The organism is Agarivorans sp. (assembly GCF_050295395.1).
Lineage (GTDB): Bacteria > Pseudomonadota > Gammaproteobacteria > Enterobacterales > Celerinatantimonadaceae > Agarivorans.
In genome coordinates, this window is record NZ_JBNKPP010000131.1 from 1 (window position 1) to 22,309 (window position 22,309).

Here is a 22,309-nt window from a genome sequence, read left to right on the forward strand (position 1 = left end):
ATTGGCGCACGCTTGGCCGGGTAACGTTCGTGAGTTAGATAATGTGATGCAGCGAGCGATTATTTTAGCTAATGGAGAAGTGATTGATAGTGATTGCTTAATCATTGAAAACCAGATGTCGCCAGTAGCCTTGCCTGAGCACACTGATGATTTGCCGTCTGTCGCAGAGCCCTTAGGTAACGAACTTCGCCAACAGGAGCAGCAAATTATCTTAGATACGCTGCGAGCGTGTAACGGTAAACGTAAGGCTGTGGCTGAAAAACTGGGTATAAGCCCGCGCACTTTGCGTTATAAGTTAGCTCGAATAAAAGATGCCGGTATTGAACTCCCCGCCTAAGCTTATCTAGCAGACTTGAACAAAATTTAGCAGTATGTCGGAATGTCATACTGCTTTTTTATTTCAAAATGAGATAACTGTCCGCACTAATCGGTTTTTTGTTAATAAATTGGTGAGGCTTATTGCTCTCTTTTCACGTATAATGCCGCCGAATTTTAGTTCTCTACTAACTCCAGAAGAGAACACGCATTTAGCTATGGACATTACGGAGGACTCATGACTCAAAACGTTCCAGTGGTAACTATTGATGGCCCGAGTGGATCAGGTAAAGGTACTCTTTGCCAAAAACTAGCAGAGCATTACCAGTGGCACCTTTTGGATAGCGGAGCGATTTACCGAGTTCTTGCCTTAGCTGCGCTTCACCATAATGTGGTTTTAGATAATGAAGATGCCCTCAGCTTATTAGCCGCTCACCTTGATGTGAGCTTTAAAGCTAACGAAGGTGGTACTTTAGTGATTTTGGAAGGCGAAGATGTCTCTTTGGAAATCAGAAAAGAAACCGCTGGCAATGCCGCTTCTAAAGTGGCGGCATTTCCCCGCGTAAGAGAAGCCTTGCTACGTCGCCAACGAGCGTTTAAACAAGCGCCTGGCTTGATTGCTGATGGTCGAGATATGGGAACGGTGGTATTTGTAGATGCACCGGTAAAAATATTTTTAGAAGCTAGTGCTGCGGAACGCGCCCAGCGGCGCTATAATCAGTTGCAAGAAAAGGGCTTTAATGTTAGTTTTGAACACCTTTTGAGCGAAATCGAAGAGCGCGACCAGCGCGATCGAAATCGAACGGTGGCACCTTTGGTACCCGCTCAAGATGCGTTAGTTATTGATTCAACATCACTTTCTATTGAAGAAGTGGTGCAATTATCGATAGAGTTTATCGATAGTAAATTAACCCAGTAATCTCTGGGACTTGGTGCACCTAAACACGGATGAGTTAGGTGTTTATTGTTAACCCCATTTAGCCGGATTGCTGAGTGGACGTTTTTATATGTGTAATTAAATAATGACTGAATCTTTTGCTCAACTCTTTGAAGAGTCACTTCAGGATCTAGAATTCCGTTCTGGTTCGATTGTTAAAGGTACTGTAGTAGGTATCGAAAATGGCATGGTATTAGTAGACGCTGGCCTTAAGTCAGAATCTGCGATTCCTGCTGAGCAGTTCAAAAATGCTGCTGGCGAATTAGAAATTGAAGTTGGCGCCGAAGTTGATGTTGCGCTTGACGCAGTAGAAGACGGTTTCGGTGAAACTGTTCTTTCTCGTGAAAAAGCCAAACGTCACGAAGCGTGGATCCAACTTGAAAGTGCTTACGAAGAGCAAGCAACGGTTGTTGGTATCATTAACGGTAAAGTTAAAGGTGGCTTTACAGTTGAAGTTAACACCATCCGTGCCTTCTTGCCTGGTTCTCTAGTTGACGTTCGCCCAGTTCGCGATACTGCTCACCTAGAAGGTAAAGAGCTTGAATTTAAAGTTATCAAACTTGATCAGAAGCGCAACAACGTAGTGGTTTCTCGTCGTGCTGTTATCGAAACTGAAAACAGTGTTGAACGTGACCAACTTCTTGAGAACCTTCAAGAAGGTCAAGAAGTTAAAGGTATCGTTAAGAACCTTACTGACTACGGTGCATTCGTTGATCTTGGCGGTGTTGACGGTCTACTACACATCACTGACATGGCTTGGAAACGCGTTAAGCACCCAAGCGAAATTGTTAATGTTGGCGACGAAATCAACGTTAAAGTACTTAAGTTCGACCGCGAGCGCACGCGTGTATCTCTAGGTCTGAAACAATTGGGTGAAGATCCATGGGTAGCTATTGCTAACCGTTACCCTGAAGGTGCTCGTCTTGAAGGTCGCGTAACTAACCTAACTGACTACGGTTGTTTCGTAGAAATCGAAGACGGTGTTGAAGGTCTAGTTCACGTTTCTGAAATGGATTGGACTAACAAAAACATCCACCCATCTAAAGTGGTTAATGTGGGTGACCTTGTTGAAGTTATGGTATTGGATATCGACGAAGAACGTCGTCGTATTTCACTTGGTTTGAAACAATGTAAAGTTAACCCATGGGAGCTATTCGCTAGCACTCATGATAAGAACGACAAAGTTTCAGGTAAGATCAAGTCTATCACTGACTTTGGTATCTTCATCGGCCTTGACGGCGGTATTGACGGTCTTGTTCATCTATCTGACATCTCTTGGGATGCTCAAGGTGAAGAAGCGGTTCGTGACTTTAAGAAAGGTGACGAAATTGAAGCCGTTGTACTTCAAGTGGATGCAGAACGTGAGCGTATTAGCCTAGGTGTTAAACAGCTTGCTGAAGACCCATTCAACAACTACCTAGCAGACCTTAAGAAAGGCGCTCTAGTTAACGGTACTGTAACTGAAGTTGATGCTAAAGGCGCAACTGTTGAACTAGCAAGTGGTGTAGAAGGTTACCTACGTGCTGGCGATGTTAGCCGTGACCGCGTTGAAGACGCTTCACTTGTTCTTTCTGTTGGTGACCAACTTGAAGCTAAGTTTGTTGGTGTTGACCGTAAGAACCGTGTAATCAGTCTTTCTATCCGTGCTAAAGATGAAGCGGACGAGAAAGAAGCGATGGCTACTCTGAACAAGAAAGAAGATGCTCAGATTGGTAACGCTATGGCTGATGCATTCAAATCAGCGCTTAAAGGCGAATAATCGTTAAATCTTTTTTAGATTTATGTGATTGAATATTGGGGGGGACTTGTTCCCCCCCATTTCTTTATCTACACTGGTATTAGTTCCCTTTATCAATGGCTTGGAGAATCCATGACTAAATCTGATTTGATTGAAATACTCGCTAGTAAACATATTCAATTTACCAGTAAAGAAATTGAGTCGGCTATTAAAGAAATTCTTGAGCAAATGACCTGTTCCTTACAGGATGGCGATAGAATTGAGATCCGTGGTTTTGGTAGCTTTTCTTTGCACTTTAGGGCCCCTCGAGTAGGCCGCAACCCTAAAACCGGAGAAAAAGTCGAACTGTCTGGGAAATACGTTCCGCACTTTAAACCTGGTAAAGAGTTAAGAGAACGGGTTAATACCGGCTTATAAGCGTGTTTGTTTTACAATACGGTGATCTTGGCTGGTTAAATTAGCGTGATTGCTGCATAATTTCCCTAGCTTTTGTTTGGCTCTGGGAGGTTATGTGAAAGCAATTTTTTCAACATTATTATTAGTTGTATTATTTGTCACCGCTCTCGCCATGGGCGCACAGAATGACGAATTGGTAAGGGTTAATTATCTTATCGCTGAGTCTGAAATGCGCTTATCTTGGTTAATGGCAGGGCTGTTTATTGCTGGATTCATCACCTGTCTTTTGTTTTTGTTAGCCTTTTATACTCGTATCCGCCTAGAACGCGCCACTCTTAAAAGGCGTTTGGCTAAACAACAGAAACAGCTCAATAAATTTCAAGATGAGATGGTCAAGGATAGTTAATGCTGGGCTTGTTGTTCTTGTTATTGCCGGTTGCCGCCGCCTATGGTTGGTATATGGGCCAGCGAAGTGTTCGGCAGAACCAACAACAGCAAAGTAACCACGTTTCCAAACAATATGTTGAAGGCTTAAACTTATTACTATCTAATCAATCTGATAAAGCAGTCGATTTGTTTGTCGAGTTATTGCAGGTTGATTCAGACACCATCGATACCCATTTGGCCCTTGGTAATTTGTTCCGTCAGCGAGGCGAGGTGGATCGCGCGATTCGTATCCACCAAAATTTGATTGCCCGCGAAGGCATCGATATCGACCAGAAAAACCTGGCCTTACAACAACTTGCCAAAGATTATTTGGCCGCTGGCTTATTTGATCGCGCTGAAGCCTTGTTGTTGGAACTACAAAACGAACCAGATTACCGCCAAGCGGCGCTGAAACAATTATTAAGCATCTATCAGCAAACGCGGGAATGGCCCCAGGCCATTAGTGTAGCTAAAAAAATTGACCCCAATAAAATGAGTGATGTGCATCGGCAAATCGCACATTTTTACTGTGAACAAGCTCAAGAGCTGGAGACCGCTGGCAAGTTAGTTAAAAGCCAAGCCTTCTTGAAGAAAGCCCTAGCGGCCGATAAAAGCTGCGTGCGGGCTAGTTTGCATATAGCTCAACTACAGTTTGCTAACGGCGATTATAAAGCTGCATTGAAAAGCTTAAACCGTATTCCCGAACAAGACATCGACTTTGTGTCAGACGCCTTAACTTTGTATCAATCCTGCTGTGAACAATTAGCAAAACCTGAATATTACCAACAGTTCCTCGAATATTGTCTTTCGATTAAGAGTTCGGCTAGTGTCATTATTGCCTTGTCTGTAATATACCGAGAAGCTCATGGTGCTGAACATGCTCAAGACCTACTGGCAGATGAGTTAAGACGAAATCCTACAATGAAAGGTTTTCATCATCTTATGGGCCTGCATCTTGAGGTTGCAGAAGAGGGGCGGGCCAAACAGAGTTTGCAAGTCTTAAGGGGCTTAGTGACTCAACAATTAAAAATTAAACCCCACTATCAGTGTCGTCGCTGTGGCTTTTCCTCTCACTCAATTTACTGGCATTGCCCGTCATGTAAGAGTTGGGGAACAGTGAAACCGATAGTCGGATTAGACGGAGAGTAGTAAAAAATGCAAGACCCTAAGGTATTGGTTGCCCTTGATTATGCCGATTTACAGCAGTGTATGAACTTTGTTGATGGTTTAGATCCAAGTTCATGCCGTTTAAAAGTGGGTAAGGAAATGTTTACCTTATTTGGTCCAGAACTTGTGAAAGCGCTGCATAACAAGGGCTTTGAGGTATTTTTGGATCTCAAGTTTCATGATATTCCCAATACCGTAGCGAAGGCGGTAGCAGCGGCTGCCGAGTTAGGGGTTTGGATGGTGAATGTGCATGCCAGCGGTGGTCGTCGAATGATGGAAGCGGCCAAGGCAGCGCTAGTACCCTACGGTGAGCAACGCCCTAAGTTAATCGCGGTCACTGTGCTAACCAGTATGGATCAAGCTGATTTGCAAGACTTAGGTGTAGAGCTCAGCCCACAGCAGCAGGTTGAGCGGCTAGCTAGCTTAACTCAGCAGTGTGGCTTAGATGGTGTGGTTTGCTCGGCGCATGAGGCAACGGCATTAAAACGTTTACTCGGTGAAGACTTCTTGTTAGTAACACCGGGGATCCGCCCCAGTGGCAGTGAGCAAGGTGATCAGCGCCGTATCATGACGCCTGTAGAGGCTATCGCTGCTGGCTCTGATTACTTAGTGATTGGCCGTCCCATTACTCAAGCGGCTTCGCCAAAACAAGTATTGCAGCAGATTAATCAAGAATTGTCTGCATAAGTGGGGCGTAACCAAAGCCAATAGGCTAGCACCGCTAGGGTTAGGCCGAGGCCTGCAAAGATTAGGTGGGCATCAATGGCGACATCGATGCCTATCATGTCACTGACCCAGGGGTCATTGCCGTAATACTGTTCTAGAGCTAATTTAAGCGCAATGGCGGTTAGTACCAAGCCACCAGATTTAGGTCTGTCACTGCTTAAATCTATACTAGCGCCATAAACAATTAAGCCGTGGGTGACTCCCGATAGCCCTACATAAATATGATAGTCAGTTAGCATTATCAAAGTACCGCCAATAATCGCTAGTAAACTACTTAATAAGCAAAACTGCCAATTGGATAGTCGGTCATCATAAATGAAATAAATAACCCCCAGGGTCATCATATTCATTATCCAATGGATAAGGTTGCTGTGAGCCAGATTGCCGGTGAAGAAGCGCCAATACTCACCTTGGTGTATCAGCGGTCTATTCCAAGCTAGCAGTTCTGTGTGAGCTAGCGAAAACCAGCTCACGCTAATCACTAGCAGTAAAAACCAGTAGCGTTTTAATATAATCTGTAACACGCTTACTCGTAGCTCAGAGGGTCTTCAACCCCATTTAACTGGAAGGCTTCTAGCCGTTCTTGGCAAGCGCCACATTTGCCACAGGCTTTGTCTCGTCCGTTGTAACAGGTCCACGTTTTAGCGTAATCAAGCTGCATGTTTAGGCCGTCGCGTAAAATATCTATTTTAGATTGTTCCAGGTAAGGGCTAAGCACTTCTACTGCTTCGTAGTTAGCTATTAAACTCACTTCGTTCATCTTTTTAACGAATTCAGGGCGGCAATCGGGGTAGATAGCATGGTCACCTGAGTGAGCGCCATAAAAGACTTTTTTAGCGCCAATAGAAACGGCATAGCCGATTGCTAAAGAAAGTAGAATCATGTTGCGGTTGGGGACTACCGTTGATTTCATCGATTCTTCTTGATAGTTTCCTTCCGGAATATCAATATCGGAAGTCAACGATGAGCCAGCCAGTAGCTGATTGATGCTAGTGATATCGACAATCTTGTGTTCAATACCCAGTTCTTGGCAAACTGTTTGGGCATATTCCAACTCTTTAACGTGGCGTTGCCCATAGTTAAAGCTGAGCGCATAAGGTTGAAGGCCTAATTGCAATGTTTTATGCAATACGGTGAAGGAATCCATCCCACCGGAATAAATAACAACGGCTTTTTGTTTCATCTTTTACTCATCAAATATGTTCTAATATGCCGTAGATTCTCCCTTATTATGATTTGGTATACAAATGTCAAAACAAGCTTTACCGGTAAATGAAATATTTGAAACTATTCAGGGTGAAGGTTTCCACACCGGGGTTGCCGCTGTTTTTATTCGTTTACAAGGATGTGACGTAGGCTGCTCTTGGTGTGATACTAAACATACTTGGCAGGTTTCCCCGAGTGACCAAGTGAGTAGTGAGCAAATTATTGGGGTGAGTGGTGATACCGCTCGTTGGGCGAGTTTTTCTGCGCAACAACTTTGTGATTTGCTGGCCCGTTACTGCGCAAAGCATATTGTGATTACTGGTGGAGAGCCCGCCATGTACGATTTAACTGAGTTAACCGGTATGTTGATTCAAGCGGGTTACTCGGTTCAGCTAGAAACCAGTGGTACCTATCCGATTAGAGTCGCACCAGAAACCTGGGTGACAGTATCACCAAAAGTCGCGATGCAGGGTGGTAAAACGGTGTTAGTTGAAGCATTAGAGCGGGCAAATGAAATTAAGCATCCTGTAGCCAGAGAACGGGACATCGATAATCTGCAAGCATTGTTGGATAGTATGCAAGATAAGCAAACGGTTTTAGTTTGTTTACAGCCTATTAGCCAACAAGCGCGGGCCACCCAATTGTGTATTGATGCCTGTATAGCAAACAATTGGCGCTTATCTTTGCAGACGCATAAATATATTGGAATTGAGTAGTAAGGTATTTTCTGTTTTTATTTTTACTTATATAAAGGATGACTATGACTATTTTAGTAACCGGCGGCGCGGGATATATCGGTAGCCATACCGTAGTCGAATTATTAGGGCAGGGTGAAGAGGTGGTAGTGGTTGATAACCTCTGTAATTCCCATGCCGCTTCTATGGATAGAATTGAACAGATTTGTAATAAAAGACCTGACTTTTATCAAGTCGATGTATGTAATAAGGCGGCTTTGGCGGAGGTCTTTGCTCAGTATCAATTTAAATCGGTAATTCATTTTGCTGGCTTAAAAGCGGTAGGCGAGTCGACCACCATTCCTCTTCATTATTATCAAAACAATGTCTCTGGCACCTTAATTTTGTGTGAAGTGATGGCTGAGTATGGCGTTAAAAATTTGGTGTTTAGTTCATCGGCCACTGTATATGGGGACCCGCATACGGTTCCTATATTAGAAAGCTTTCCAACTGGAGCTACCAACCCCTACGGTCGTTCAAAGTTAATTGTGGAGCAAATTCTTGGGGATTTATATCAATCTGACAAGAGTTGGAATATCGCTTTATTACGTTACTTTAATCCAGTCGGCGCGCATAAGTCAGGTTTAATTGGCGAAGATCCTAATGGTATTCCCAATAATTTAGTTCCTTATATTACTCAAGTAGCGGTAGGACGTTTACAGCAGCTCAGTGTATTTGGTGATGATTACAATACACCAGATGGGACAGGGGTGAGAGACTACATCCATGTGGTTGATTTGGCTAAGGGGCATTTAAAAGCTTTGGATAAACTGGCTGAAAATGCTGGATTAGTCACTTACAACTTAGGTACTGGTCAAGGCTATAGTGTATTAGAAATGCTCAAAGCCTTTGAAAAAGTATCTGGTAAAAGTATTGCTTATCAAATAGCACCGCGCCGTCCTGGCGATATTGCGGCTTGTTATTCCGATCCGAGCTTGGCTAAGCAGGAGTTGAATTGGCAGGCTGAACTAAATTTAAATGATATGGCTGAAGATTCTTGGCGTTGGCAACAGGCTAACCCCAATGGCTTTGCTTAAATTCAAGCAAATAAAAAAGGAGCTATAAAGCTCCTTTTTTGTCTATTTTGACTAAATTAAGAAATCTTCTTTAGTTTTTCCTTCATGCTTAATCGCATGTTGAATAGGAGAAGGCGTTCTTCCTTGGCCTGTCCAGGTTTTCTCTTGGCCATTTTCATCAATAAATTTATATTTTGGTGGTAAAGGCTGACGTTTTTTACGTTCTTTAACAGGAGCATCGCCAATCATTTCGAGTAATTCATTAGGGTCGATGCCATCTTGTTCAAGCAAAGCTTTGTATTTTTCTAGTTTTTCTCTTTTTTCTTGCTGTTGCTTTTCTTCTTGTTCTTTTAACGCATAACGCTCATCTAAAATAATTTTTAGTTTGTTGAAACTATCTTCAATTTGCTCAATAGATAATTCTTTTGTAGCCGCTTTAAGGCTTCTTGCGTTTAAAAACACCTTAATAAAATCGCTCATTTTAATCCCGTATTCATTTAGTTTTAATTAGAGAATCGATTAAATTTTAAATGCTAATTAGTTATTGTCAATTACTCTTATTTATTTAAGCAGCTGTTTTAATTTTTAACGTCAAATATTTTCTATTGCTTTTGGTTGAACATTCTGTTTGTGAGGGTATAATGCAGCCACTAACGCTATATTGTAGAGGAGCGCTGGTCAAAAGTACTGCAAAGTGGGGTGACACCTATGGCTTTGTAAGAAAGGGGCCAGCGCCGAAGTAAACCGTATCGTCAACACGGCTTACTGGTGACGCATTTAATAAGTGCGCCACTGTCATAGTGAATACTATGGAGAGCTACAGAGTGCCGCCTTTGTAGTGCTCACTCAGTTTGCTCTCTGGATTAAATAACAGAGAATAGATGCAAACCATGTCTTATACAGATTCTTTTTTATCGGTACTCCCGCCACTTATCGCCTTAAGTGTCGCTTTAATTACCCGTCGAGTGATTATCGCGCTAAGCTGTGGCATTGTTGCTGGTGCCCTGCTTATTAGCGAGTTTTCTTTTATCTCGTCCGCTGAGTACCTAGGCAATTTAGCCTTGGACCTAGTGTGGGATGACGGTGCGGCTAATGGCTGGAACATTCAAATTATTGCGTTTTTATTATTGCTGGGGGCAATGACCAGCTTAATGACCGCCACCGGTTCGACCTCCGCTTTTGCAAACTGGGCGAAAAAACGTATCCAAACACGTCGCCAGGCCACTATGACCACCGCTTTATTAAGCTTTGTGGTGTTTGTGGATGATTACTTCCACAGCCTGGCGGTGGGCAGTGTAACGCGCCCCCTTACCGATCAAGCAGGAGTATCGCGGGCTAAGTTGGCTTATTTGTTGGATTCCACTGCCGCACCAATGTGCGTGCTGATGCCGTTGTCTAGCTGGGGTGCCTATATTATTGCCCTCGTGGGTGGTTTGTTGGTCACCCATGGCATTTCTGATATTAGTCCTTTGGCTGCTTTCGCCACCATGGTGCCATTGAATTTCTACGCTATTTTTGCGTTATTAATGGCCTTGGTTGTCGCTTATTTTAATCTCAATATTGGTCCTATGCGTCAGCATGAAAGTGCAGCGGAGCAAGGCCAGTTATTTGATGCCGCAAAAGGTACACCAGCTGGAAGCGTAAACCATGACTTTGAAGCGGATAATGGCTCGCCGCTGGGTTTGGTATTGCCGATTGTCGTGCTGACCCTTGTGACTTTTTCTAGTTTTGTTATTACCGGAGCGGCGGCGCTGGAAGAGCAAAGCTTTTCACTACTTGCTGCTTTAGAAAATACCGAAGTAACCATCTCCCTGGTTTATGGTGGGCTAGTTGGTTTGCTGATTAGTGTGGTGTTCGCTATTCGTCAGCGTTTATCTGTTGCTCAAGTGGGGCAAGCCATCTATTTGGGCCTTAAAGCTATGCTGCCTGCCATCATTATCTTGCTATTTGCTTGGTCGATTAGCGGCGTGATTGGTGATTTGGAAACGGGCAAATACTTAGCTTCTCAACTTGATGGTGCGATAAACCCGGCAATGCTGCCGATGTTGATTTTTGTATTGGCCGGCTTGATGGCTTTTGCTACCGGTACCAGTTGGGGGACTTTTGGTATTATGTTGCCGATTGCTGCCGATATGGCAGTGGCTAGTGAAGTGAGCTTGATGTTGCCAATGTTATCTGCGGTATTGGCTGGTGCGGTATTTGGCGATCATTGTTCACCTATTTCCGATACTACTATCTTGTCCTCTACTGGCTCTGCTTGTCATCATATCGACCACGTAGCGACTCAGTTGCCCTACGCCTTGTTGGTCGCTGGAATCAGCATGCTGAGCTATCTAGTGATGGGGCTCAGCGGTAGCGTTAGCGCGGCGCTGTCAATTGGCCTCGTGGTATTTGCTATTGTGACCGGTGCTTTGTACCATCGCCAACAAACGGCGGCGACGGCGCTAAACAACTCGTTATAAATAAAGAGGGGTAAATGGCTTCACTACATTTTAAATATGCGGCAATGAATTCGGGTAAGTCGACTCAGTTGATTCAGGCGCATTTTAATTACCAAGAGCGGGGTATGAACCCTTTAGCGCTTATTCCTGCGATGGATACTCGTGATGGAGTGGGAGTCATTAAAGCGCGTGTCGGTTTGTCTTTAAAAGCGGAAACCTTTTGCGAGCAGCAAGACTTGTTTGCTTTAGTTGAGGCAAAACATCAACAACAGGCTTTGGATGTGGTGATTGTTGATGAGGGCCAGTTTTTATCACGTGCTCAGGTCTACCAACTGGCTCAAGTAGTGGATGACCTACATATTCCGGTAATGGTTTACGGGCTAAAAACAGATTTTCGTGGAGAGCTGTTTGAAGGGGCTTATCATCTATTGTGTTTAGCGGATAAGTTAGAAGAATTAAAAACCATTTGTTGGTGCGGGAATAAAGGCCACTTTAATGCACGCATCGATCAGCATTCTCGTGTGCTTAGTGAGGGTCAACAAATTGAGATTGGCGGTAACGATCGCTACGTGTCTTTATGTCGCAAGCACTTTATTCAAGGCAATGCCGGCGAACATTAATTGTTGAGTTTTTTCAGAGCGTCGTTACAGCGACGCTCTGCTGATTTTAATTCCATTAATACCACCTGAATATCCTCTAGTTGCTGTAGTAAGCTCAGCTTTTTTAGTTTGATATTGTCGATTAGTTTGACCACCTCTTGGCTAGAATTCATTTTTGCGTCGTACAAATCAAACAACTCCTTTATTTCACTTAAGGAAAACCCTAAGCGTTTTCCTCGTAATACCAGCTTTAAACGTAATTTATCGTGTTTTGAATAAAGTCGCTTGCTAGCAACGCGTTTCGGGTGCAATAAACCTTGGTCTTCGTAGAAGCGAATGCTACGGGTGCTAATGGTAAACTCTTTAGCCAAATCACTAATGGTATAAGGGGTTGGGTTGTTTACCATATTGCCTCTCTGTGCAGTAAGGATCTAACTGAAGAGTGGGGGAATTTGCCGAACAGGTCAAGCAACCGGCAAGTTGCCGGTTGCCGATGCCATCTTAGAAGCTGTGATTGTATTGTAGCGCAACGATGTAAGCATCACCCTTAGATACAAATTCCACACCCTCTTCATTAAAGCTGCCTTTTTTACCTTGAATATAGGTAAAGCCGGCATCTAAGCTGCCCTGCTCACTAAGGTGGTAAGTAAAGCCCAATCCATAGTTATAACGGTCATTATCCGGAATACTGATGGTTTTGTGAGTCCGCGATGGACTGCGGTCAAAGGCCATACCTGCACGTAGCTCCCATTCAGGATTGAGGTACCAAGTCGCACCAAACGATACGCGATAAGAGTCGCTAAATTTCTCATCTTTTTGCATCACACTGCCAATGCCATCGGAGGTGGCATTGATTTCTTGGAAGGTGCTCCAGCCTGTCCAAACGTAGCTATAGTGAACCGCTACTGCTTGGTTAAGGCGGTTGTAACCAGAAAACTCGAAAATGTCAGGTAAATTTAAGGTTAGTTTTCCTGGGATCACCTCACCACCAGTACCGTAAGGGTTGGTGCTTAGGCCTTCGGGAATATCGGAATGAAAGTCACCTTTGAATTTAAGATCCACTTTAGAGCGGTAACTAAAACCATAACGGTGATTGGGATTGATTTCCCACATTGCGCCCACGTTCCAGCCATAACCCCAGCCATCCCCTTCTAAGTGTGCGGCATTGCCTGAAGCAGGGAATGGGCTGTTACTGCCGAAATTACGGATTAACTTGGCGGTACCATAAACGGCGTTAAGCCCGGCGCCAATACTAAAATGAGAGTTGACGCGGTAGGAGACATTGGGATTAAAGTTGAGGGTAATTAACTCAGTTTGCCCAGCAATCGGACCGGCGGGATAATCGTTAGGGTAATCAGTGGATAGGCCGAAATTAGAGAACATGCCAAAACCCCAAGCCCATTTATCATTAATCGGTTGGATGAAATAGCCGGCCGGTACTGGCGCTCCTGGCACTACGTCTTCGTTATCCAAGGCTTGATCAAGAGCGTCTACGCCAGTATTACCTTTTACGTAAACGTCAGGCTTAATGTAAGTTAAGGCTCCAGATACGGCAATACTGTCAAACATAGCCATGGCCGCTGGGTTACGCGCCAGTACAGCAGCATTATCAGCGACGGCTGCTTCACCAGCAAATGAGCGGCCAAGCCCGGAAGCGGAGTGTTCTACTAGTTGGAAACCTGCAGCGTTTACGTGAGCGGCGGTAAGGGTGGCCGACGCGGTAATAAGCGCGAGTGATAATTTCCGTATTTTCATTATTCCCTCTCTTTTTACGGGTTATGTGGTCGACATTACATAGTGGTCACAGAGCTGACCTCTGACCAGACTAGGTATAAAAACCCGCAATGTTAAGTATTTGTTAAATGTTTTTATCAAAAACACGAGCTGTAGCACAAAAGTTAAACAGGTGTTTAATGTTGGTGGCTTGGCAATATAGCGGGTTGAGAGTAAACATCAAGCTTAGATGTTTAAGTTTTTGAGGCGGATAGGTTAAAAAGGCCGTTTTGCGTAGCAAACCGGCCTTAAGTACGCTGAAGCTTAAATCGCTTGATTCAGTTCAGCGGTAAGGGTATGCAGAGTTTTTTCTATAGGCTCTTTCATCTCGCCAACCACCACTAGGCTGGCGTTAGCTAGCGGTTCAACCATACCGTGTAAGGTTTTATCTGAAAAACTCTGTACGGTCTTTAATTCGGTTGATTTAGGCACCACAAAAACATTGATGTTGGAACCCATTTTACCTTTCATCACCATGTGCAAGGCTGGGCTTCCTGCATAAGCACAATGATTGACATAAACCACTTTGCCGGGGAGCTGTTCAAAGCTCGCGCCATAACGTGCCAATTTAGCATTAATGGTTTGTAGACTCGGCTGTTCGTCAACACCACTGGTGTAGGGCATTTCTTCATAAACATGCTGTAGCGCCAGTTGCCCCATATCTGCGGTCTGTTGCTGCCAATGAAACAAGCTGGTACTTAAGCCTAGAGCAAAGGCAATCGAAGCGGCTATAGCAACCTGCCAACGAGATTTGCGGCGGTATTGCTGACGAGAGTCGTCAAAGCTTTGGCGCAGCATCAGCCGCTCGGCGAGGCCATCTGGTACTTCAACGTTTAGCGCTTGCTCTAATTTGTTTTCAAGTTGCTGCATATCATCATACAGTTTCTTGTTTTTGTTATTACGCCTTGCTTCCTGTAATAGCGCCTCGCTACGATTGCGAGGATTCGTATACAGCTGACGGCGAAACTCTAGCTCATCCATTACTCTGTCCTCGGTGTTGATCTTGCTCTAGGGCTTCTTTGAGTTGATTTCGTGCTCTAAAAAGCCGTGTCATTACGGTATTTTTATTTAGCTCTAGCATGTGTGCAATTTCATCGCCGTTAAAGCCACCAATAATTTGCAGCAGTAACGGTTCTTTGTATTCTGGCGCTAGTTTATCGATTTGACGCCTAAGCCATTCGTTTTCAATTTGTTGCTCACTACTATGGGCATTGCTATCGGCCACTGAATGCTCTTCTATATCCACTAAGTCGAATTGCTTGCGCTCAAAGCGTCGGGCATTTTCTCGCCTGAGGATGGTGATTAACCATGCCTTTGCCGCTTTATCGTCTTTCAGCTGCTCAAGCGAGCGCCAAGCCCTAAGAAAGGTTTCCTGAACGATGTCTTCGGCGACGTGTTTATCCTTTACCAGCCAATAAGCGTAGCGGTAAATGTCCCGGTTGTAAGCCTGTACTAAGGCCTTATAACGTGTTTGTTTTGCTTCCATACTCGACTTGACCGAGTGACTGGACTTTTTCTTTCGAAAAAAATCGACAAGCATGTTATTTCCTAGATAAATCCATTAAAGCTAATCTATCATGACAAGTGTCAAGGCGACTTAGCTTGGGTTATGCTACACAGTAGTTCTAATTATGCTTTAGTTCCGTGACAAAGGTATAACTAAAGTTTGCTGTAGATTAAAGGAAAGTTGATGAAAACGAAGTTAGAAGAATCTAAAGTTTGTTGTTGTGTGGACGTAGGTGCGGTGATCGATGGTGAAGAGCGAACCGCTGTAGTTGAAGAGCTTTATGCCGAGCAAGCTTTGGCGGAAGCGCGTCTAACTGAGCTAACAGCTAAAGCACGCAAAGCAGAATCTGATCCTTGTGAAATTAACAGTGAAATCAGCGCCGTAGAAGGTGGTGTGAAGTTAAGTGCCTCTTTCACTTTTTGTTGTCAGGCAGAAAGCCTAATTTTTCAATTAGGCCTTAACCGCTAAGTTAGGGATTGAGCGAGGACAAGCTAAGTTGTTCTCGCTGTGTTGTTTGCTCCGTTTCACGCTTGTAGGCTAGGCAAGCTTGGTAAAACTCATTCAAATCTAGCTGTTGCGGGGCGTTCGCCCAATTTGCTGCGGTAATTTTCTTGAGTAGGCTTCGCCATTGGCCAGTTGCTTGCTGTTGGTTCACCCAGTTTGTTAATGCTTGTTCCGCCTGATGGCTAGCTCCCTGTTTGCAAGCCGCTGCAAACTGCTGCCAGTAGTCACTATTTTGCTGTTTTTCTTGTTGTGGTGCTAGGTTAGGGGCCTGCGGACGCAGTTTGCTTTGGCGAATAAACCAAATTAACGCGGCTAAGGTGATTAACCAAGCAAAGCCAAATAGCCAAGTTAACCACGAACTGCCAGTGTCTGATGATGCTACTGTGGCGTTTGTTGGCGGCGTAGGATTGTTTAAGCTAAGCGCTTGATTCTCTGGCGCTGGCACCACCTTAATTTGCCGAGCTTTTATTTCTGCCTTGGCTAGTTTATCACTAGTTAAATCCCACCATGGAAGAGACCATCCCGGTAGACTTAATTCGCCAGTGGTGACCGGGATCAGCGCGACATTTAAACTCCGCTGAGCAAACACTATCCCATCTTTTACTATGGTGCGGTCTTGGTAGGGCTCTGGATACACGCGGAAGTTGGGGCCATAATCGATATCTATCTCTGGCAGTTGTTGTTCGGTGATACCAGCAATGGTCAGATTGATGATGCGGGTAAAGGCCTGACCCTGTTGATAATCACTCTGCAAAGGTTGGATTTCTTCATTTAGCAATAAATCGTGGGAGGGTAACCATTGACCAGGGAAGTTAGCCGGAGGCGCTTTTACGGTTAAAGCTAGAGTTTGCGCCGCAATGTCGATAGGGCGAGCCCGATGGTTGATGTCGTTGGCTAAGCCACTTAAACGGGGCCCTCTTACTTCATATTCTCCGGCTTTTTCTGGTGTGATTAGCCACTGACGAGTGAGGGTGCGATAACGCTTACCATCCACAATCTCAAGGTCTTGTTTGTCATCGCCCAGTTTTTCTACTTTGGCGTCTAACATGTTGGGGGCAAAAATATTGGCCTGATCTAAGCTGTTAGCTACCCAAATTTTAGCGGTAAAGGTCACCGGCTGGCCTAAATAGACTTCGGCACTATCTAGGCTCACTTCCATGCGCACTTGGTCTTTGCTGGGCTCAATGGCCTCTATTTTTTTTGCTTTTAAATGAATGGGTTGGGTATTTTCACCACCAATGTTAAAAGAAGGGATCAAATAATTACCTTCTTCGCGTACCAGTAAGGTGGTTGTCCAACGGGTCTGGGTTGATGACTGGCCATTGATACTGGTGTGCTGGCGAGCCGTGGAGGTACTGCCCACCACAAATTTTTGTCGGAGCAGTACCGATGGGTCGAACTCATTGCTCGAAAGGGTATCGTTCGCCACAATCTCTAAAGTAAAAGCTTGTCCTACAGCCACTGGGTTCTGGCTGACGGTAGCGGTCACTTCGGTGGTTGCGTAACTGCTGAAGCTAAGTAATAGCATGAAACATAAACTAAGTACTTTCACTTACCAATTCTCCTGATTACTGGGCTGACGACGGCGTTTTTGATATTCAAGGTACATTTTATTGCGTAATAACAAGCTGGGGTCATTGGGTAGTTCTTCTAACCATTTTTGTAGCTCTTGTTGTTGCTCTGGGTCGCTGGGTGAGTGGCTAACAGCGGTGTTTTGCTGGTTGTCTTGTTGCTCATCCTGCGCTTGTTCAGCTTGAGCTTGCTGCTGGGCTTGTTGCTCTGCCTGTTGTTGCTCTGCTTGTTGTTGATCGCCGTTTTGCTGCTCTTGTTGCGCATCCTGTGAGGACGCGTCTTGCTGAGCATTTTGTTCCGACTGTTCCGATTGATCTGATTTTTCTGATTGCTCGGGTTGTTCTGATTGCTCACCGGATTGCGATGACTGATCATTGTTTTGCTGTTGCTGATGCTGTTGCTGTTGCTCTAGCAGTTTCTCTACTAGTTGTTTGTTATGTTTTGCTTCGGCAAAGTCTGGTTGTTGATTTAAGGCCTGTTGGTAGGCATCTATTGCCTGTTGATATTCACCTTGCTGAGTCAGCGCGTTTGCTTGGTTATACCAGGCCGTTGCTGAGTTATCTTGTGCGTATAGCTGTTGAGCTTTTTTATAGTCGCCAGCTTTATAATAAGCCGCGGCTTGCCAGTTCGGGTCTTTAAACAGCTCTGCGGCTCGCTGGTAGTCTTGCTGCTGCCAGGCTTGCTCTGCTTGTTGCGCCTGATTTTGCCATAAATTGGCGCTCGCGGGCTGGCTTAAACCGAGCAGTGGCAGGCTGCACAGCAGCATCACTAAATCGCCGCGGCGAAGTTGGATTAGCATAAGCAATATGATCAATGGCAGTAGTAGATAACCAATGTCTTTTCTTGCTGCGGCTTGTTGGCTTTCTGCTGAGGCTTCGTCAGCAGAGCGATTGCGCAACGAGGCGAGCTTTTCAATATCGCTATTGTCGGCGCTTAAGCGCTGGCAGATGCCGCCAGTTTGTTGGCAAAGAGGCAGAATGTTAGCCACGTCTAGTTTGGCCATAACAATGCTGCCAGTCTGGTCTTTTAGCATGCTACCGTCTTCTAGCGGGATCGGCGCGCCTTCTTCAGTGCCTATGGCTAACATTGAAAAACGCAGTTTATGTTGTTGCAGACTAGCTAAACTTAGCGGCAGCTGCTCTGCAGAGATGCCATCACCAATTAATACAATGTCTCCCTCGGCGTAGCCCGCTTGTTTGATGAGTTCAGCGGCCTTATCTATGGCTAGATTTAATGCTGAGCCGTGAACGGGCATTAATTCGGGCTTAAGGTGAGGCACCAAATTAGCTAGCGTATTGCTATCGCTGCTTAAGGGACTAAGTACAAAGGCATCACCGGCGTAGGCTATTAACGCTGTTTCACCGTCCTTCCATTGGGCTAATAAATCTAGAGCCTTGTATTTGGCTAGCTCAACGCGATCCGGTTTAAGATCTTGGGCACGCATCGAGTAGGACATGTCCATAATCAGCACTCGGGCACTACCTTCACGAAATACCGGTACGTTGTCACTCATAATGCTGGGGCCACTTAAGGCGATAATAATTAAGCTAAACAACGCTGCTAAAGGCCACTGTGAACTCGACCTTGTGCTTTCTGAGTTGACTAAATACTTGGCGATGGCCGGCTTTAACAACTGCGACCACGCCGATTTTTCATGTTGTTGCTTTTTAATCAGTAACAGTAATAGTAGTGGGCTAAGCAATAGCCACTCTGGGCGTAGTAAACTAAGGCCTAACATCAATTATGCTCCTTGATAAAACGCTGAGCTAACAAAGGTTTGGCTAACATTACCAACATCACTAAAGCGGCTAGAGCCAGCGGCCAGTAATAGAGCTCGTGCTGCGGCCGATAAAATTGTTGGGCTTGAGTAATTGGGTTTAAGGCATTTATTTGCTGGTAGATTTGCGCTAACTCTTCGGTATTTCTGGCACGGTAATATTGGCCACCGGTTAAACCAGCTATTTGTTTAAGGCTGGCTTCGTCTAGGTCTTGCGAAGGGTTAATTTTACGTTTGCCAAATAGGGTTTGCTGGTACAGTTCGTCGGCACCCACCCCAATGGTGTAAATCACCACTTGATTTTTGGCTGCCATTTCAGCAGCTTGCATCGGCTCTACTGTGCCCGAGGTATTTTGTCCGTCGGTTAACAAAATTAAAATGCGTTGCTCGGCAGGGTGGTTCATTAGTTGTTTGATGCCCAAGCCAATGCCTTCACCAATCGCGGTTCTGTCACCCACCAAGCCATGAACCAATTCATTAACCTGAATCAATAAGCTGTCTAAGTCGAAACTCAAGGGGCTGGCTAAATAGGCATGGTCGGCAAATAGTATCATCCCTAGGCGGTCGCCACGGCGTTGTTCAATGAAGTCGGCTAGCAGTGACTTGAGCGCGGTTAAGCGGTCTACCGCCTCACCGTGTAACTGCATGTCTTTGATTTGCATGCTTCCCGACATATCAACAGATAACAACACGTCACGCCCTTGTTCATCAATGCCTTGTAATTGCTCGTCTAACCAGACGGGTCTTGCCAAGGCACACAAGCAGAGTAACCATACTAGCCACTGTAAGCCTTGTTTTAACCGGCTATTGCTTTGTTCTACGGCGGGTTGCGCCTGGCTATAGGGGAGACTGCTATTGAGTAGTAACTCTGGGGACTGAGCTTGTTTGTGACTAAAGCGGTCCACTAGCCACAACAAGGGCGCCGCTAAAAACACATAGGGCCAAAAAAATTCAAACATGCTGTTCCCCTCGTGCTGAATTATCAATAGCGTTGCGGCCTTTGAGGCTAAACAGTGTCGCTAAAGTGAGAGGGGCTCGGCAGCGCTTTATCCATTGCTCGGCCATATCGCGGCAAGCAAGGCTATCGCTAGAGGGGGTTGCTGCATATAAACAGTGTTGCCACTGAGCGCTTAACTCTAGAAAGCTGCCCGAAGGCACTTTGACCTTGCTGTCGAGAAAGGCTAACCATGCCTCACCACTCAGTGAGGCGACTTGCTGGCGAGGGTAGTAGCTTAGGGCTAGTCGCTTGAGCAAGAGATTAAGTTCGGCAAAGCTTAGTTCTGCTTGCTTTAGTTGGGCCATCGCTTCACGGCGTGGTTGACTTAATCGCCAGTAGCGCCAAGCGATAAATAGCGCTAGCAGCAAAAGCACAATCATGAAGCCAGCCAGTAGCCACCAACCTAAAGCGGGCAGGGCGGTTTCAAATTCTGTAGGTAAAATAATATCGTTTAAATCTGCTAGGGGATTAGTTTGCTCAGGCATAGTCTTGCCACTCTAAGGCTGTTGAGAAATGCTGATGGGGAATGCGCGCTTGTTGTAACATGCGCTCGATATTACGCTGACGTTGTTCGGCTAAGCGTTTAAATTGCTGGCGAAACGCTTTATTACTCGGGTTGATATAGGCTTGTTGTGAGCCGTCACTCACCGCGAGTTGCTGAGCCTGTTGGGCTTTGGGCAGTTGTTGCTCTAGCGGATCGCTGATTTGCCAAGCAAATACTTGATTGTGCTGGGACAAGCGTTGCAAATGCAGCGCGGCATCTGAATCAAACTGATAAAAGTCGCTGATTAAGTGAACTTGATAGCCCGTTTTAATTAACTGACTCAACTTAGCCAAATTATTACTGGGCGAGCCGACTTGCATCGAACCTTCGGTTAAGCGTTGAAACTGCTGATTATGCAGATCCACAATGCTTTGCAATTGGGCTAACCAATGGGTCTTGCTGGCGGCAGGCTTCTGGTTATGCGCTTGCTCTCCCAAATGTAGGGTTAACGCGACTCGTTCACCTAATTGTTGGGCGTTCCAACCTAAACAAGCCGCTAATTCGCTGGCAAATACCGATTTAAGCTTATCACCACTGCCAAAGTACATGGAGTGGGAAAGGTCGAGAAAGATAAACACCGGGTGCTCGCGGTCTTCCCTAAATAGCTTGGTATGGGTTTTTCCGGTGCGGGCGGTCACTCGCCAATCAATGCAGCGTATGTCATCACCCGCTTGATAATGCCTCACCTCATCAAATTCCATACCTCTGCCACGCACTTTACTCAAACGATTGCCATGGCGACTGCTGGTAACTTGTCGCCAAGGTGGCATATTTAGATGAATGGCTTTGGCTTCGATGAGCTGCTCAATGCTTAAATTAACCGGAGAAAGACGGGTAATTTTATTCATTAGGCAAAGGCTACCAACTCAATCAAACGTTTAATTACGGTATCGGCTGCTATGCCTTTGGCTTGGGCCTGATAACTGAGAAGCAAGCGATGACGTAACACCGGATAAGCCAGTTGTTGAATATCTTCTGGGCTCACAAAATCTCGGTCATCTAACCAGGCTTTGGCTCGCGCCGCTCGGGCTAAGGCGATGCTGGCACGCGGACTGGCACCAAATTCTAACCATTGACTAAATTCATCGGTATAGCGCTGTGGCTCACGGGTGGCGACCACTAAATCCACAATGTATTGGTTGAGTTGCGGGGCAATATGTACTTCCATGATGGTACGGCGCAGGGCAAACAATTTTTGCTGGCTAAGCGGCTCTGGTTGGCGTAAATGCACTTGCTTGGCTTCACGCTCGGTCAGTTGCAAGATTTTTAGCTCGTTCTCTGCATCTGGATAAGTGAGACATAACTTAAACATGAAGCGGTCGAGCTGTGCTTCTGGCAGCGGATAAGTACCTTCTTGCTCGATGGGGTTTTGCGTGGCCATGACCATAAATAGCTTGGGCAAGGCATAGCTCTTGCTGCCCACGGTGATTTGTTGCTCAGCCATCGCTTCTAACAGTGCCGATTGCACCTTGGCTGGGGCACGGTTAATTTCATCGGCGAGCACTAAATTATGGAAAATAGGCCCTTTTTGAAAACTAAAACTGGCGGTTTCTGGGTGAAATACATCAGTACCGGTTAAATCTGCCGGTAGTAAATCGGGGGTAAATTGGACGCGATGAAAATCACCTTCTATACATTCAGATAAGGCCTTAACGGCTCGGGTTTTGGCTAAACCCGGAGGACCTTCTACCAGGATGTGTCCGTCAGACAGTAAGGCGATAAGTAATTGATCAATAAATTCTGCTTGGCCCACAATGCTTTGATTTAAATAATCTCGAATGGCCGATAAGGTGTTATTACTCATTTTTCCCTCTGAAATGGATACCGCAAGCTGCGATGATAAAACACTCTTCGGCGCGGCTCAAAAATTTCCTTTAAATTTGATGGTTTAAAGCTAGTTTTAATCACTTGTTTGAAATTTGTGAATAAATGGT

The 22,309-nt window shown here is 45.3% G+C and carries 25 protein-coding genes and 1 riboswitch; of the genes, 12 read left to right on the forward strand and 13 right to left on the reverse strand.

Annotated elements, in window-relative coordinates; all coding sequences use genetic code 11:
- The 7 genes from ACQY6Q_RS07810 to pyrF all read left to right on the forward strand — a co-directional run.
- On the forward strand, positions 1–337 hold a 337-nt coding region (locus ACQY6Q_RS07810), incomplete at its 5' end, for a helix-turn-helix domain-containing protein (RefSeq protein WP_427979868.1).
- A gap of 216 nt (positions 338–553) precedes the next feature.
- Positions 554–1,234, forward strand: coding sequence for a (d)CMP kinase (cmk, locus tag ACQY6Q_RS07815; RefSeq protein WP_427979871.1), 681 nt, complete (start codon positions 554–556; stop codon positions 1,232–1,234).
- 103 nt (positions 1,235–1,337) lie between these two features.
- Positions 1,338–3,011, forward strand: a complete 1,674-nt coding sequence (rpsA, locus tag ACQY6Q_RS07820) for a 30S ribosomal protein S1 (RefSeq protein WP_427979874.1) — start codon at positions 1,338–1,340, stop codon at positions 3,009–3,011.
- Positions 3,012–3,122: 111 nt separating this feature from the next.
- A complete protein-coding gene (locus ACQY6Q_RS07825) occupies positions 3,123–3,407 on the forward strand; it encodes an integration host factor subunit beta (protein ID WP_055732075.1) in 285 nt (94 codons plus the stop codon).
- 94 nt (positions 3,408–3,501) lie between these two features.
- Positions 3,502–3,792 carry a LapA family protein gene (locus ACQY6Q_RS07830; protein WP_427979876.1) on the forward strand — a complete coding sequence of 97 codons (291 nt, stop codon included), beginning with the start codon at positions 3,502–3,504 and terminating at the stop codon, positions 3,790–3,792.
- The gene (lapB, locus tag ACQY6Q_RS07835; protein ID WP_427979879.1) at positions 3,792–4,961 is read left to right on the forward strand and encodes a lipopolysaccharide assembly protein LapB; all 1,170 of its coding nucleotides are present in this window, start codon (positions 3,792–3,794) and stop codon (positions 4,959–4,961) included. The genes ACQY6Q_RS07830 and lapB overlap by 1 nt, the downstream gene beginning before the upstream one ends.
- A gap of 6 nt (positions 4,962–4,967) precedes the next feature.
- Positions 4,968–5,666 (forward strand): orotidine-5'-phosphate decarboxylase, encoded by a 699-nt coding sequence (gene pyrF, locus ACQY6Q_RS07840; protein WP_427979882.1) that lies wholly within the window; start codon positions 4,968–4,970, stop codon positions 5,664–5,666.
- On the opposite strand, the gene rrtA is transcribed toward pyrF, so the two are convergent.
- Positions 5,648–6,229 carry a rhombosortase gene (rrtA, locus tag ACQY6Q_RS07845; protein ID WP_427979885.1) on the reverse strand — a complete coding sequence of 194 codons (582 nt, stop codon included), beginning with the start codon at positions 6,227–6,229 and terminating at the stop codon, positions 5,648–5,650. The genes pyrF and rrtA overlap by 19 nt on opposite strands.
- Positions 6,230–6,231: 2 nt before the next feature.
- Positions 6,232–6,888: a 7-cyano-7-deazaguanine synthase QueC gene (gene queC / locus ACQY6Q_RS07850; protein ID WP_427979888.1), complete on the reverse strand. Its 657-nt coding sequence runs from the start codon at positions 6,886–6,888 to the stop codon at positions 6,232–6,234.
- A 64-nt stretch (positions 6,889–6,952) separates the two neighbouring features.
- Here queC and queE point away from each other — a divergent pair, with 64 nt between their 5' ends.
- Positions 6,953–7,627, forward strand: coding sequence for a 7-carboxy-7-deazaguanine synthase QueE (queE, locus tag ACQY6Q_RS07855; protein WP_427979890.1), 675 nt, complete (start codon positions 6,953–6,955; stop codon positions 7,625–7,627).
- Between the two features lie 44 nt (positions 7,628–7,671).
- Complete coding sequence (gene galE, locus ACQY6Q_RS07860) at positions 7,672–8,682, forward strand: UDP-glucose 4-epimerase GalE (RefSeq protein WP_427979893.1); 1,011 nt, start codon at positions 7,672–7,674, stop codon at positions 8,680–8,682.
- Between the two features lie 51 nt (positions 8,683–8,733).
- Here the strand turns inward: galE and ACQY6Q_RS07865 are convergent, their stop codons facing one another.
- A complete protein-coding gene (locus ACQY6Q_RS07865; RefSeq protein ID WP_427979895.1) occupies positions 8,734–9,141 on the reverse strand; it encodes an H-NS family nucleoid-associated regulatory protein in 408 nt (135 codons plus the stop codon).
- 176 nt (positions 9,142–9,317) lie between these two features.
- Positions 9,318–9,489, forward strand: a riboswitch (Lysine riboswitch).
- Between the two features lie 53 nt (positions 9,490–9,542).
- On the opposite strand from ACQY6Q_RS07865, the gene ACQY6Q_RS07870 reads away from it, so the two are divergent.
- Together ACQY6Q_RS07870 and ACQY6Q_RS07875 are read left to right on the forward strand one after the other, a co-directional pair.
- Positions 9,543–11,123: a Na+/H+ antiporter NhaC family protein gene (locus tag ACQY6Q_RS07870; protein ID WP_427979898.1), complete on the forward strand. Its 1,581-nt coding sequence runs from the start codon at positions 9,543–9,545 to the stop codon at positions 11,121–11,123.
- Between the two features lie 14 nt (positions 11,124–11,137).
- Complete coding sequence (locus tag ACQY6Q_RS07875) at positions 11,138–11,722, forward strand: thymidine kinase (protein ID WP_427979901.1); 585 nt, start codon at positions 11,138–11,140, stop codon at positions 11,720–11,722.
- On the opposite strand, the gene ACQY6Q_RS07880 is transcribed toward ACQY6Q_RS07875, so the two are convergent.
- The 4 genes from ACQY6Q_RS07880 to ACQY6Q_RS07895 form a co-directional block, all read right to left on the reverse strand.
- Positions 11,719–12,108 carry a MerR family transcriptional regulator gene (locus tag ACQY6Q_RS07880; protein ID WP_427979903.1) on the reverse strand — a complete coding sequence of 130 codons (390 nt, stop codon included), beginning with the start codon at positions 12,106–12,108 and terminating at the stop codon, positions 11,719–11,721. The genes ACQY6Q_RS07875 and ACQY6Q_RS07880 overlap by 4 nt on opposite strands.
- Before the next feature lie 94 nt (positions 12,109–12,202).
- Complete coding sequence (locus ACQY6Q_RS07885; protein WP_427979906.1) at positions 12,203–13,456, reverse strand: outer membrane protein transport protein; 1,254 nt, start codon at positions 13,454–13,456, stop codon at positions 12,203–12,205.
- A 282-nt stretch (positions 13,457–13,738) separates the two neighbouring features.
- Positions 13,739–14,455: a DUF3379 family protein gene (locus tag ACQY6Q_RS07890; RefSeq protein WP_427979908.1), complete on the reverse strand. Its 717-nt coding sequence runs from the start codon at positions 14,453–14,455 to the stop codon at positions 13,739–13,741.
- Positions 14,448–15,014, reverse strand: a complete 567-nt coding sequence (locus ACQY6Q_RS07895) for a sigma-70 family RNA polymerase sigma factor (RefSeq protein ID WP_427979910.1) — start codon at positions 15,012–15,014, stop codon at positions 14,448–14,450. Before ACQY6Q_RS07895 ends, ACQY6Q_RS07890 begins: the two co-directional genes overlap by 8 nt.
- A 150-nt stretch (positions 15,015–15,164) precedes the next feature.
- Between ACQY6Q_RS07895 and ACQY6Q_RS07900 the strand changes: the two genes are divergently transcribed.
- A complete protein-coding gene (locus tag ACQY6Q_RS07900) occupies positions 15,165–15,449 on the forward strand; it encodes a YfcZ/YiiS family protein (protein ID WP_055732060.1) in 285 nt (94 codons plus the stop codon).
- Position 15,450: 1 nt separating this feature from the next.
- On the opposite strand, the gene ACQY6Q_RS07905 is transcribed toward ACQY6Q_RS07900, so the two are convergent.
- Genes ACQY6Q_RS07905 through ACQY6Q_RS07930 form a run of 6 tightly spaced genes read right to left on the reverse strand, consistent with a single transcriptional unit; the run spans position 15,451 to position 22,179 of the window.
- Positions 15,451–17,037, reverse strand: coding sequence for a BatD family protein (locus ACQY6Q_RS07905; protein ID WP_427979913.1), 1,587 nt, complete (start codon positions 17,035–17,037; stop codon positions 15,451–15,453).
- Positions 17,038–18,795 carry a VWA domain-containing protein gene (locus tag ACQY6Q_RS07910; RefSeq protein WP_427979916.1) on the reverse strand — a complete coding sequence of 586 codons (1,758 nt, stop codon included), beginning with the start codon at positions 18,793–18,795 and terminating at the stop codon, positions 17,038–17,040.
- A complete protein-coding gene (locus ACQY6Q_RS07915) occupies positions 18,795–19,793 on the reverse strand; it encodes a VWA domain-containing protein (protein ID WP_427979919.1) in 999 nt (332 codons plus the stop codon). The genes ACQY6Q_RS07910 and ACQY6Q_RS07915 overlap by 1 nt, the downstream gene beginning before the upstream one ends.
- On the reverse strand, positions 19,786–20,316 hold the full coding sequence (locus tag ACQY6Q_RS07920) for a DUF4381 domain-containing protein (protein WP_427979921.1): 531 nt from the start codon (positions 20,314–20,316) through the stop codon (positions 19,786–19,788). The genes ACQY6Q_RS07915 and ACQY6Q_RS07920 overlap by 8 nt, the downstream gene beginning before the upstream one ends.
- Positions 20,309–21,223, reverse strand: a complete 915-nt coding sequence (locus ACQY6Q_RS07925; protein WP_427979924.1) for a DUF58 domain-containing protein — start codon at positions 21,221–21,223, stop codon at positions 20,309–20,311. Before ACQY6Q_RS07925 ends, ACQY6Q_RS07920 begins: the two co-directional genes overlap by 8 nt.
- On the reverse strand, positions 21,223–22,179 hold the full coding sequence (locus ACQY6Q_RS07930; RefSeq protein ID WP_427979926.1) for an AAA family ATPase: 957 nt from the start codon (positions 22,177–22,179) through the stop codon (positions 21,223–21,225). The genes ACQY6Q_RS07925 and ACQY6Q_RS07930 overlap by 1 nt, the downstream gene beginning before the upstream one ends.
- Between the last annotated feature and the right edge of the window lie 130 nt (positions 22,180–22,309).